Origin of the sequence: Xanthomonas sp. SHU 166 (assembly GCF_000364685.1) — a bacterium.
In the GTDB taxonomy this organism is placed as follows: Bacteria; Pseudomonadota; Gammaproteobacteria; order Xanthomonadales; family Xanthomonadaceae; genus Xanthomonas_A; species Xanthomonas_A sontii.
The window spans coordinates 1-11,285 of record NZ_AQOJ01000955.1 but is presented as its reverse complement, the minus strand read 5'-3'; the positions used below and the strand labels follow the sequence as shown (position 1 = coordinate 11,285).

Here is an 11,285-nt window from a genome sequence, read left to right as displayed (position 1 = left end):
ACCGGCGGCCGACGACGCGAGCGCGCAAGCCCGCACCCACGACCACCCCACCAATCCCCAATCCCGCCTTCCCAATCCCGGCGTCTACTGAATCCGCTGCAGGATCTGCTTGGCCAGCGTCGCGTAATCGCCCTGGAAGTGATGGTCGCCGGGCAGCTTGACCAGTTGCACCGCGCCCTTGGGCAGGTCCGGGCACAGCGCGTCGTCGTCGTCCTCGCCGTAGATGCACAGGGTCTGCGCCGGCGGCATCTTCGCCACTTCCGGGGCGATCGGCAGGCCGTCGTCACCGGAGCTGATCCAGTTGGACACGTGGAACTCGTAGTCGGCGGTCTTGCCGACCGACAGCAAGGCGGTGAGCTGCACCTGGTCGCGCATCGCTTCCGGCAACTGGTTGTAGGCCGCCGGCAGCACGTCGGCGCCCTGCGAGAAGCCGATCAGCACCACCCGCCCGCGTTGCCACAGGTGGCTGTAGTGGCGGTAGATGCGGTCCAGGTCGGTGGCGAAGCCCTGCGGCGTGCGCTCGCTCCAGAAATAGCGCAGCGAATCCACGCCCACCACCGGGATGCCGGCCTTGGCCAGGGCGCCGGCGACCTGCTGGTCGAGTCCGGCCCAGCCGCCGTCGCCGGAGACGAAGATCGCGAACACGTTGCCGTTGTCGGCATCGCCCGCGCCCGCGGCGGCAGGCACTTCGACCACCGGCAGCCCGGCCAGGTCGGCCGGGGTCGGCGGCAGGCTGACGCCGGGCCGGTCGCCCAGCGAACGCACCGCCGCACGCAGCCCCGGCAGCGCATCGCCGCTGGCGCTGCGGCGGAACTGCCGCGCCTGCGCCACCTTCTGCAGGAACGCGTCGCTCTGCTGGGTGCAACGGTCGCGGCGGGTCTTGGCATCGAGCGCCGCCAGCCACGGCACCGGCAGCGCAGTCGCCTGCAACGCACGCGCCGGCGCGGTGATGCCGGCGCCGCAGATCTGGTCGTCGAGCACCTGCACCGGGCAGAAATCCTCGGTCAGCAGGCCCGCCAGCAGATGCTTGGGCGCCTGCGCCGCGACCGCATAGGCCAGCGCGGCGCCGTCGCCATCGCCCACCAGCAACGGCAGGTGGTAGGTCGGCACGTGGAAATAGGCCTGCACGTAGCGCGAGAAATTCTCCACGTCGCCGGCGGAGAAGCCGCAGGTGCCGTCGATCTTGGCCAGCACCGCCTGCAGGTGCGCACTGTCGATCACCGCGACCATGGCGCCGTCGTCGCGCAGCGCCTCGATCTGGCGCATGCGCTCGGCGTCGGCATGCTTGCCGCCGGCGAACCACAGCACCACGCGCTGCGCGTTGCCCTTGGGCAACAGCACCGGCACCTGCTCGAAGCGGCCGTGACTGAGCTTTTCCGGCGCCGCGGCCGGTGCGCCGGCATGCGGCGCGGCGGTGGCCGCAGCGCCCGGTGCTGCGCCGGCGACGCCGGCCGCGAGCAGTCCGCCCAATGCACATCCCCACATCCAACCGCCACGCTTCTGCATCATCCGGCAATCCTGAAAAGGCGTGTAAAGATAATCCCGAACGGCGACGGCGCGAAGCGCGGCGCGCTCCTTGGTTCATGCCAGGTACGCCGGACCTGCGCCAGCGCCTGCACCGGCAGGCCTGTCAGGCGTCCGCGTCGGCGCCGGGATGGCGCAGACGCCAGGCGGCCAGCGCCTGCCGGTAGCGCTCCAGCTCCTCGTGGTAGAGGTCGTAGACGCACAGCGGACAGCCGCTGTCGCAGCAGTCGCTGGGGCCCGGCGGCAGCGGCGCCTGCGGGCGGGGATCGGCATTGGCGGCAGGGTCGGACATGGGGCTCCGTGGCGGCGGCCGGGGCAGACCGGCGCGGCAGTGTAGAAGAAGGCGGCGCAGGACGCGGCCCGCGTCCCCTCAGCCGATGGCGTGACGCAGGTTGGCGCGCGCGGCCGCGTCGTAGCGCGCATGGAAGCGCTCGCTGAGGAAGATGCGCGGCTGCGCCAGCACGGTACGCAGGAACGCGCGGCGCTTGCGTCGGTACAACCAGCCCGGCACCACGCCGCGGTACTCCTCGGCGATGGCGCGGTCGTAGGCGGCGAAGGCCTCCGGCGCGGCGCCGAGGATGGCCATGTCGCAATCCAGGAACAGCGCGGCGTCCGCATCCACCGAGGCGACGGTCAGTTGCCCGTGGCGCGCGGTCAGTGCGATCAGCGCAGCCACCCGCGTCGCCTCCACCCCGGCGTCCGGCAGCCATTGCGCGATCGCCGCCTCGGCCAGGCGCGCCGACTGCGCTTCGTTGTCGCCGCGGCCGGCGCGATAGACCGCATCGTGATAGAGCACGGCCAGGTAGACCTCGCGTGGCTGCCGCCAGCCGGTGTCGGCGGCGACCTCGGCGTAGTGCGCCAGCACCGCCTCGACGTGGCCGAAATGGTGATACGCCCGCAGCGGTTCGGCGTAGGCCGCCCGCAGCTGCGCCCATTGCGCCTCGGGCAGGGTCAGCGGCGCCGCGTTCATGCGTCGCGCTGCGCAGGGGCGGCGCGCAACGGCCAGCTGGCTTCGTGCAGGTAACGGCCCTGGCCCTGTACGCTGCGGATCAGGCTCAGCGACGTCGCCTGCCAATGCAGCGCCGGCACCTGCTGCGGCGCCAACACCTGATCGACATAGGCCAGGGTCATGTGCGGCAGATACGCGCCGTCGGCGCGCGGCGCCACGCCGTGTCGGGCCAACTGCTGCTGCAGCGCCTGACGCAACGCCAGCAACGGCGCGGACTCGGCATCACCGCGCAGTACCAGCGGTCGGCTGCGCGCGCGGCTGTCGAAGGTCACCGCCTGGTCGAATGCAAGTTGAAAGGGCGAGACCGCAAGCGCCTGCCCGGCGGCGCAGGCCTGCTGCAGCAAGCGTGGCGGAATCCCGGCGTATTCGCCCAGATAGTGCAAGGTGACATGCAGCCGCTCCGGCGGCAGCGCACGCCCGTGCAGACCATGCGCCTGGCACAGTTGCTGGCCAAGGCTGTGCACCGCTTGCGCGGTTCGCGTGTCGGGCAACAACGCAAAGAACAGGCTTTCGCGTGCGGCAGGCGCATCGAAACCGAGCGAGAACTGGGCGCCGGCAGGCGCAGCATCGGGAGACATGGGCAGAAGCGGCAAACGCCGCAATCAGGTCGGGCAGCGGTCGAGCACGCATGGTAGCAAGCGCACCGTCCCGCTGCAGACCATCGGCACGCCGACCCGGACAACGCCGCGATGCGGCGCGCCGGGCCGGCGGCGGGCGGCACTTACGCCGCGTTCTTCATCGCGTGCTTGCGGGTGCGCATCACGTCGTGGCAGGCGCGCACTTCCGGCAGCAGACGGGTGGCGGCATCGCGCGCGGCCACCGGGGTGTCGGCGTCGGCGATGGTCTCGTTGAAGGCCTTCAGCAGGCGGTCCTCGGACTCTTCCAGCTCGGCGACATAGCCGTACTTGGTGTCGCCCAGCGCGGCGCGGACCTTGCCGTACATCTGCTGCATGCTGCCGACCATGGTGCCGTGCTCTTCCGGCTTGCCGCCGACCGACTGCACCACCGCGCTCAGGCTGCTGACGATGTCCGACTTGACGCCGGCGATGCGCAGGAACAGCGAGGACAGCTCGGCGTCGCCTACCTTCTGCGCGGCTTCTTCGTAGAAGTCCTTGCCGTCGCGGGAAATGGCGATGAGGTCGTTGAGGCTGTGCGTGGTCTTGCTCTGGATGCTCATGGGAAACTCCTGTGGCGAGGCCAGCGATATCGCGCAACGGGCACACGGGGGTGAACCTGGATATCGCACGGCGCGGTCGAGAGGATTGCCGCGTTGCGTGGTGTTGGCGATGCTGGGCAGAACGGCATAAAGCGCACGTGAGCCATCGGCGCTCGCTCGTCACGCGGCATTGCCCGTGGTGAACACGCGTTCATGGCCGCACTGCGCAGTCAGACATGTGGCGAAGTTTTCACCATCCTGTCTGCGTGCATTGTGGCGCCTGGGTGGCAGCGACTTATCCACACGGTTGCCCCACGTTCGTCCACAGCGGTTGTGGATGACCGCCGCCGTCGATCGCGTCGGCCGGAGACCGCTCGTCGGCACCGCCACAATGACCGTCCTGTCTCGCCAGCGAGGGCCTATAGTGCAGGCGAGCCCTCGCCACTGCAGGGCACCGCGAGGTGCGTCATGTTCGCCTGGACCGCGTTCGCCCTGCTCGCCGCCGCCACGGCCGCCCCGTCGCCGCCCACACCGTCGCGACCTTCATCGCACACGGCAGCGGCCGTCCAGAGAGAGGCAACACCGCCGGTTCCGGCGACGACTACCGCGGCAACCGCCGTTCCGATCCCTGAGCAGATCATGCAACTTCCACCGGCGCTGCATACGCTGCTGCAGCAGCGCATCGACCGCGGCGCCGATGCCGAACACCGTCTGCAGCAACTGGTGGCGCTGGCCTTCGATGCCAACGGCCTGGACCTGCAGTACGACCCCAAGGCCACCCACAGCGTCGCCGAGAGCTACGCCACGCGCCACGTCAACTGCCTGTCCTTCACCCTGCTGTTCGTGGCGATGGCGCGCGACGTCGGGCTGCAGGCGCAGGTCCAGGAAGTACGTCGCGTGCTGAGCTGGTACGAGGACGGCAATGCGCTGTACAACGTCGGCCACGTCAACGCCGGCGTGCGCGTGGACAGCGGCCGCGGCAGCATCGACCTGGACCGCAGCGTGCTGATGGACCGGCGCGGGCCGCAGCCGATCTCCGACCGCCGCGCCCTCGCCCACTACTACAACAACCGCGGCGCCGAACTGCTGGTCGACGGCGACCTCGACGGCGCCCGCGCGCATCTGGCGATGGCCCTGCAGATGGACCCACGCTTCGCCGGGGCCTGGAACAACCAAGGCGTGCTGGCGATGCGCGATGGCGACAGCGCCGCCGCCGCACGCGACTACGCCAAGGCGTTGGAGATCGATCCGGAGCACCTGCCGGCGCTGTCCAACGCCGTGGGCCTGGCCCGACGCCTGGGCGACGGCACGCGGGAGGCCGCCCTGCAGCGGCAGATGGAACAGGTGCGCCAACGCGACCCATTCCAGCAATACCTGCTCGGCAACGAGGCGGAACGGCGCCAGGACTACGCCGCGGCCATCGCCTATTACCGTCACGCGCTGCACCTCTACGACGGCGCCCACCTGCTGTACTTCGCCCTGGCCCGCGCCTACCTGCACAGCGGCGACACCCGCCGCGCCACCGCGGCGCTGCGCGAGGCCATGGCCCACGCCGATCCGGCCACGCAACCGCGCTACCAAGGCAAGCTGGACGCGCTGCGCAGGCTGTCTTCCACCGCGCGGCCGCTGCGCTAGCGCACCCTAGCCGGCCGCGTGCGCGCAGGCGCCACGCCGTGCCGCCTGGCGCGCCCACAGGTAGATCAGCAGGCCGCCCACGGCCATCGCCGCGCCGACATAGCCGGTGGAGGTCCAGCCCAGGCCGGCGCCGATGGCGATTCCGCCCAGCCACGGCCCCAGCGCGTTGGCCAGGTTGAACGCGGCATGGTTGGAGGCCGCGGCCAGGGTCTGCGCATCGCTGGCCACGTCCATCAGGCGGGTCTGCAGCACCGGCGCCAAAGCGCCCATGCTGCCGACCGCGACCACCGCCGGCAGCACCGCCCACGGCGAAGTGGCCGCCAGCGGGAACACCAGCAACACCGCCAGCGACCACAGCAACACCAGCGGCACCGCGCGGAACTGCATCCGGTCGAACAGCCAGCCGCCGGCCAGATTGCCGAGCAGGCCGCCCAGCCCGAATGCGCCCATCGCCACCGGGATCCAGTGTTCGGACACGCCGGTGACCTCCATCAGGGTCGGTGCCAGATAGCTGAAGACGCAGAACATGCCGGCGAAGCCGATCGCGCCGATGCCCAGCGCCAGCCACACCTGCGTGCGGTTGAAGGCGCGCAGTTCGCGCAACGGCGAGGGCCGCGCCTCCTGCGGATCGGCCGGCAGCAGGCGCCACACCAGCACCACCGTCAGCACCGCGATCGCCGCGACCAGGGCGTAGGCATAGCGCCATTCCGCCACCTGGCCGAGCCAGGTCGCCAGCGGGTTGCCGACCAGCACCGCCAGGTTGAGGCCGAGCAGCACCCGGCTGACCGCCGCGCCACGCTGGTCGGGCGGACCGATCGACGCGGCCACCAGGGTCGCCACACCGAAATAGGCGCCGTGCGGCAGGCCGGCGACGAATCGCGCCAGCAGCATGCTGTGATAGTCCGGCGCCACCGCGCTGGCCAGATTGCCGAACGCATAGAAGCCCATCAGCGCCAGCAGCAGATCGCGGCGCGACCAGCGCGCGCCGAGGATCGCCAGCAGCGGCGCACCGACCACCACGCCCAGCGCATAGGCACTGATCAGATGCCCGACCTGCGGCGCATCGATGACCAGACCACGGCCGATGTACGGCATCAGCCCCATGGTGGAGAACTCGCTGGTGCCGATCGCGAAACCGCCCATCGCCAGCGCGAACAGGATCAGCACGTAGCCGCGCCGCGACAGCGGCGCCGTGGCGGATGAGGTCATGCGCACGTCCCGAAGGAAAGGGCCGCCCATTATTGTGCATTGCAGCAAGTCCTGCAGCCCCGCCTGCGCAACGCCGCGTTGCGCGGCGCCGCTGGTGGCGCCCGGGGTGGCGATGCCCTCGCGAAGGTGCCGCCGCAGCAACGCACTGTCCCACCGCACCGCCGCGAAACCGCCGCGCGCGTCCCCATGTCCTGCACGCACACCGCCTTGCAGCGCCCCGCTGTAGGGTCGGCCGCCCCACCCCACCACCAAGAGACCCACCGATGACCGACACCGCTTCCCCGCTGTTCACGCCGTTGCGCCTGGGCGCGATCGCACTGGCCAACCGCATCGTGATGGCGCCCCTGACCCGCAACCGTGCCGAAGGCGAAGGCCGCATCCCCACGCCGCTGGCCGCCGAGTACTACGGCCAGCGCGCCAGCGCCGGCCTGCTCATCGCCGAGGCGACCCAGATCAGCCCGATGGGCCAGGGCTACAAGGACACCCCGGGGATCTACAGCGACGCACAGGTCGCGGCCTGGAAGAAAGTCACCGACGAGGTGCATCGCCGTGGCGGCAAGATCGTGCTGCAGCTGTGGCACGTCGGCCGCATCTCGCACGTCAGCCTGCTGCCGGGCGGCGCCGCCCCGGTGGCGCCCAGCGCGCTGCGCGCCGATGCCAAGACCTTCACCGCCGAGGGCTTCACCGACGTCTCCGCCCCACGCGCGCTGCGCCTGGACGAGATCCCCGCGCTGATCGAGGACTTCCGCCGCGCCGCCCGCAACGCCATCGCCGCCGGCTTCGATGGCGTGGAAGTGCATGCCGCCAACGGCTACCTGATCGACCAGTTCCTGCGCGACGGCAGCAACCATCGCGACGACGCCTACGGCGGCAGCATCGAGAACCGCACCCGCCTGCTGTTCGAAGTGGTTGAAGCGGTGGCACAGGAAATCGGCGCCGACCGTACCGGCGTGCGCCTGTCGCCGGTGACCCCGGCCAACGATGCGCGCGACAGCGACCCGCAGCCGCTGTTCGAGCGCGCGGTGGAACGCCTGGATCCGCTGGGCCTGGCCTTCGTGCACGTGATCGAAGGCGCCACCGGCGGCCCGCGCGACAACATCGCCTTCGACTATGCGGCGCTGCGCGCCAAGTTCCACGGTCCGTGGCTGGTGAACAACGGCTACGACAAGGCACTGGCCGAAGAGGCCGTGGCCTCCGGTCGCGCCGACGCGGTGGCGTTCGGCCGCCCGTTCATCGCCAACCCGGACCTGGTGGAACGACTGCGCCGCGACGCGCCCTTGAACCAGGTGGACGCCGACACGCTGTACGGCGGCGGCGCCAAGGGCTACACCGACTACCCGACGCTGGATTGATCGCGTCCTGCGGCGGCACCGCATCGGTGCCGCCGCGGCGGGCGATGCAGTGGGGCTCGCCCGCTCAGGCCTTGCGCAGGAAGCAGGTCTTCAGCACCAGGCCCTTGATCTTGTCCGAGTTGCCTTCGATGTGTTCGGCATCGTCTTCGACCAGGCGGATGCCGCGGATCACCGTGCCCTGCTTCAGCGGGATCGACGAGCCCTTGACCTTCAGGTCCTTGATCACCACCACCGTGTCGCCGGCCTGCAGCACGTTGCCGTTGCTGTCGCGTACCACCGTCGCCGCGTCGTTGGCGGCGTCGGCCGCGACCGGCCACTCGTGGCCGCAGTCCGCGCACACCCAGTTGGCGCCGTCGACATAGGTGTTTTCCAGGGTGCATTGCGGACAGGCGGGTGCGGCGGGCATGGGAATCCTTGATACGGCGACGACGGCGAGCCGCCTATTGTAGCCGCCCGCCCCGTGCCGCCGTGCGGCCGCGCCAGCCGCAGGAATGCCATGTCCGCCTCGTCCGGGTCCCGTCTCGCGATCTACGCCGCGCTCGCCGGCAATCTGGCCATCGCCATCGCCAAGTTCGTCGCCGCCGGGCTCTCCGGCAGTTCGGCGATGCTCAGCGAAGGCGTGCATTCGCTGGTGGACACGGTCAACGAGCTGTTGCTGCTGTACGGCCTGCGCCGCGCCGCACGCCCCGCGGACGCCACCCATCCGTTCGGGCATGGACGCGAACTGTACTTCTGGAGCTTCATCGTCGCCCTGCTGGTGTTCGCGCTCGGCGCCGGAGTGTCGCTGTACGAGGGCATTGCCCACATCCGCGATCCGCAGCCGGCCAGCGACCACACCCTCAACTACATCGTGCTGGGGCTGTCGCTGTTGTTCGAGGGCGGCTCGTGGTGGGTCTCGCTGCGCGAGTTCCGCGCGCGCAAGGGCCGCCTGAGCTACGTGCAGGCGTTCCGCGAGAGCAAGGACCCGAGTCTGTTCACCGTGCTGGTGGAAGACAGCGCAGCGTTGATCGGCCTGTTGATCGCGCTGGCCGGGCTGCTCGCCGCGCAATGGCTGGACATGCCGGCACTGGATGGCGTCGCCTCCATCGGCATCGCCGCGGTGCTGGCCTGTTCGGCGTTCGTGCTGGCACGCGAGACCAAGGGCCTGCTGATCGGCGAGCCGGCGGCGCGTCCGCTCGGCGACGCGCTGCGGCGCATCGCCGCGGCCGATCCGGACGTGCGCGCGGTCAACGGCGTACTCAGCGTGCAGATGGGGCCGGACCAGGTGGTGGCCGCGCTCAGCGCCGAATTCGAGGACCAGCGCAGCACCGCGCAGATCGAAGCGTGCATCGAGCGCATCGAGGCCGCCGCGCGCGCCGAGCATCCGGAACTGCAGGCGCTGTTCGTCAAGCCGCAGACCCCGGAGACCTGGCTGGCCCGGCGCACCGCGCTGCGCCGGCCGCCGCCGGCCTGAATGGCGGCGCCCCGACGCGACTTGCGGCCCTGCGCCGCTTTTCGTTAGGGTAGCCGGGTAGCACCCCCTCTCATCGCGCTGTGACTGTGCCGGCGTATCCCCCTTACTCACTGAACGAGGTTTCCCATGGAGATCGCCAACGGGCTTGTCGCCACCATCCACTACACCCTCACCGACGACGCCGGTGAAGTGATCGACCAGTCCTCGCCGGACAATCCGCTGAGCTACCTGCACGGCGCCGGCAACATCGTGCCGGGCCTGGAAAAGGCGCTGACCGGCAAGCGCACCGGCGAGTCGGTCAAGGCCGACGTGATCCCGGCCGAGGGCTACGGCCCGCGCCACGAGCAACTGGTGCAGCAGGTGCCGCGCGGTTCGTTCCCGGATGCCGGGTCGCTGGCGCCGGGCATGCAGTTCCAGGCGCAGACCGACCAGGGCCCGCTGCTGGTCACGGTCACCGAGGTCGGCGAAGAACTGGTGACCATCGACGGCAACCACCCGCTGGCCGGGCAGGTGCTGCACTTCGCCGTGGAAGTGGCCGGCGTGCGCGAGGCCACCGAGCAGGAAAAGAACCAGGGCCACGCCGGCGCCGCGCTGTAAGCGACCCGGTTTCGCGTCCCCGACGAGGCCCGCCGATGCGGGCCTCGTGCGTTTGCGCCCGCGCTTGCGTCGCGCGACGGCTTGCCCCACAGTGCGCGGCCCCTCCCGCCCCCGGCACCGTCATGCGCCTCGGTATCGACTTCGGCACCAGCAATTCCGCCGCCGCCGCGGTGATCGACGGCCGCGTGGTGCCGATCGAGTTCGGCGCGCAGCAACAGTTCCGCACCACGGTGTACTTCCCCGAGCTGATGCGCGACCCGGCCGAGTTCGACCTGACCCCGGCGCTGGAACGGCAGGTGGACGAGCTGATCGAATCCGGCCGCCGCGACGCGCTCGCCGCCGGCCGCGAACGTAGCCCGGACGCACTGCGCCGCGACGCGATCCGGGTGGTGCGCCGGCAGTGGATGGAAACGCAGATGCGCGAGCCGCGCAGTTCCGCGGCGCTGCTGCAGAACGCGGTGTACGGCGACGACGCACTGGACGCGTATTTCGTCGAAGGCGAAGGCAACCTGGTGCAGAGCCCCAAGTCCATGCTGGGCTACAACCTGCATCCGCGCGCACGCCAGACCATCACCGGTATCGCCGCGCACATTCTCGAACACATCCGCCTGACCGCCTCGCAGCAACTGGGCGTGCAGGTGCGCCGCGCCCTGCTCGGCCGCCCGGTGCAGTTCCGCAGCTCGATCGGCGAGGCCGGCAACGCGCAGGCGCTGGAGATCCTGCACAGCGCCGCGATCACCGCCGGCTTCGACGACGTCGCCTTCCTGGAGGAACCGGCCGCCGCGGCGATGCACTACCACGCGGTCAGCCGCGAGCGCCACGCCGCGGTGGTGGTGGACATCGGCGGCGGCACCACCGACATCGCCCACGCCAGCGTCGGCGGCGACGCCGCGCCGCAGGTGCACCGCGCCTGGGGCATCCCGCGCGGCGGCACCGACATCGATCTGGCGCTGAGCCTGGCCGGATTCATGCCGCAGTTCGGCCGCGGCCTCACCCGCGTGCCCTCGCACCACTACGTCGAGGCGGCGATGGTGCAGGACACCACCCGCCAGCGCGATTTCCGCCAGCATCGCTACGACGCCGTCCCCGCACCGTACGAGGCGCGCCTGCAGGCGCTGCAGGAACCGGGCAACACCGCGCGCCTGTACCGTGCGGTGGAGCGCAGCAAGATCCGCCTCAGCGACGCCGAGCACCACGCCGAGACCCTGGACTACATCGAAGCAGGCTTGCAGGTGCAGGTGCAGGCCGAGGAACTGGTGCAGGCCGCACGCAGCTATCTGGAAGCCCTGCAGGAGTTGCTGGCGCAGGTGCGCCAGGACATCGGCGGCGACCCGGCCGCGGTGTTCCTGA

At 70.8% G+C, this 11,285-nt stretch carries 12 protein-coding genes; 5 read left to right on the top strand and 7 right to left on the bottom strand.

Going from position 1 to position 11,285, the window contains the following annotated elements; all coding sequences use genetic code 11:
* Positions 1-84: 84 nt before the first annotated feature.
* From D180_RS21485 to D180_RS21465, 5 genes are all read right to left on the bottom strand, one after another.
* Complete coding sequence (locus D180_RS21485; protein WP_051064877.1) at positions 85-1,509, bottom strand: AcvB/VirJ family lysyl-phosphatidylglycerol hydrolase; 1,425 nt, start codon at positions 1,507-1,509, stop codon at positions 85-87.
* A 121-nt stretch (positions 1,510-1,630) separates the two neighbouring features.
* The gene (locus D180_RS21480; RefSeq protein ID WP_017908246.1) at positions 1,631-1,816 is read right to left on the bottom strand and encodes an oxidoreductase-like domain-containing protein; all 186 of its coding nucleotides are present in this window, start codon (positions 1,814-1,816) and stop codon (positions 1,631-1,633) included.
* Between the two features lie 78 nt (positions 1,817-1,894).
* Positions 1,895-2,494, bottom strand: coding sequence for a hypothetical protein (locus tag D180_RS21475; RefSeq protein WP_017914395.1), 600 nt, complete (start codon positions 2,492-2,494; stop codon positions 1,895-1,897).
* Positions 2,491-3,111, bottom strand: a complete 621-nt coding sequence (gene thpR / locus D180_RS21470) for an RNA 2',3'-cyclic phosphodiesterase (RefSeq protein ID WP_017914394.1) — start codon at positions 3,109-3,111, stop codon at positions 2,491-2,493. Before thpR ends, D180_RS21475 begins: the two co-directional genes overlap by 4 nt.
* Positions 3,112-3,254: 143 nt before the next feature.
* Positions 3,255-3,710, bottom strand: a complete 456-nt coding sequence (locus D180_RS21465; RefSeq protein WP_017914393.1) for a PA2169 family four-helix-bundle protein — start codon at positions 3,708-3,710, stop codon at positions 3,255-3,257.
* A 618-nt stretch (positions 3,711-4,328) separates the two neighbouring features.
* Here D180_RS21465 and D180_RS21460 point away from each other — a divergent pair.
* A complete protein-coding gene (locus D180_RS21460; RefSeq protein ID WP_017914392.1) occupies positions 4,329-5,324 on the top strand; it encodes a tetratricopeptide repeat protein in 996 nt (331 codons plus the stop codon).
* 6 nt (positions 5,325-5,330) lie between these two features.
* Here the strand turns inward: D180_RS21460 and D180_RS21455 are convergent, their stop codons facing one another.
* A complete protein-coding gene (locus tag D180_RS21455; protein ID WP_017914391.1) occupies positions 5,331-6,533 on the bottom strand; it encodes an MFS transporter in 1,203 nt (400 codons plus the stop codon).
* A 263-nt stretch (positions 6,534-6,796) separates the two neighbouring features.
* On the opposite strand from D180_RS21455, the gene D180_RS21450 reads away from it, so the two are divergent.
* Complete coding sequence (locus D180_RS21450) at positions 6,797-7,885, top strand: alkene reductase (RefSeq protein WP_017914390.1); 1,089 nt, start codon at positions 6,797-6,799, stop codon at positions 7,883-7,885.
* 64 nt (positions 7,886-7,949) lie between these two features.
* Here the strand turns inward: D180_RS21450 and D180_RS21445 are convergent, their stop codons facing one another.
* Positions 7,950-8,291: a zinc ribbon domain-containing protein YjdM gene (locus tag D180_RS21445; protein WP_017908239.1), complete on the bottom strand. Its 342-nt coding sequence runs from the start codon at positions 8,289-8,291 to the stop codon at positions 7,950-7,952.
* A 90-nt stretch (positions 8,292-8,381) separates the two neighbouring features.
* Between D180_RS21445 and D180_RS21440 the strand changes: the two genes are divergently transcribed.
* The 3 genes from D180_RS21440 to D180_RS21430 all read left to right on the top strand — a co-directional run.
* Positions 8,382-9,338 carry a cation diffusion facilitator family transporter gene (locus D180_RS21440; protein WP_017914389.1) on the top strand — a complete coding sequence of 319 codons (957 nt, stop codon included), beginning with the start codon at positions 8,382-8,384 and terminating at the stop codon, positions 9,336-9,338.
* Between the two features lie 126 nt (positions 9,339-9,464).
* Positions 9,465-9,935, top strand: a complete 471-nt coding sequence (locus tag D180_RS21435) for a peptidylprolyl isomerase (protein ID WP_017914388.1) — start codon at positions 9,465-9,467, stop codon at positions 9,933-9,935.
* Positions 9,936-10,057: 122 nt separating this feature from the next.
* Positions 10,058-11,285 (top strand): Hsp70 family protein (locus tag D180_RS21430; protein ID WP_017914387.1); only part of this gene is annotated, 1,228 nt, incomplete at its 3' end.

Bases quoted from the DNA above. Each gene is read 5' to 3' on its own strand.
- D180_RS21485 (WP_051064877.1), bottom strand. From the start codon at position 1,509: ATGATGCAGAAGCGTGGCGGTTGGATGTGGGGATGTGCATTGGGCGGA.
- D180_RS21435 (WP_017914388.1), top strand. From the start codon at position 9,465: ATGGAGATCGCCAACGGGCTTGTCGCCACCATCCACTACACCCTCACC.
- D180_RS21445 (WP_017908239.1), bottom strand. From the start codon at position 8,291: ATGCCCGCCGCACCCGCCTGTCCGCAATGCACCCTGGAAAACACCTAT.
- D180_RS21465 (WP_017914393.1), bottom strand. From the start codon at position 3,710: ATGAGCATCCAGAGCAAGACCACGCACAGCCTCAACGACCTCATCGCC.
- D180_RS21455 (WP_017914391.1), bottom strand. From the start codon at position 6,533: ATGACCTCATCCGCCACGGCGCCGCTGTCGCGGCGCGGCTACGTGCTG.
- thpR (WP_017914394.1), bottom strand. From the start codon at position 3,111: ATGTCTCCCGATGCTGCGCCTGCCGGCGCCCAGTTCTCGCTCGGTTTC.
- D180_RS21440 (WP_017914389.1), top strand. From the start codon at position 8,382: ATGTCCGCCTCGTCCGGGTCCCGTCTCGCGATCTACGCCGCGCTCGCC.
- D180_RS21450 (WP_017914390.1), top strand. From the start codon at position 6,797: ATGACCGACACCGCTTCCCCGCTGTTCACGCCGTTGCGCCTGGGCGCG.
- D180_RS21480 (WP_017908246.1), bottom strand. From the start codon at position 1,816: ATGTCCGACCCTGCCGCCAATGCCGATCCCCGCCCGCAGGCGCCGCTG.
- D180_RS21475 (WP_017914395.1), bottom strand. From the start codon at position 2,494: ATGAACGCGGCGCCGCTGACCCTGCCCGAGGCGCAATGGGCGCAGCTG.
- D180_RS21460 (WP_017914392.1), top strand. From the start codon at position 4,329: ATGCAACTTCCACCGGCGCTGCATACGCTGCTGCAGCAGCGCATCGAC.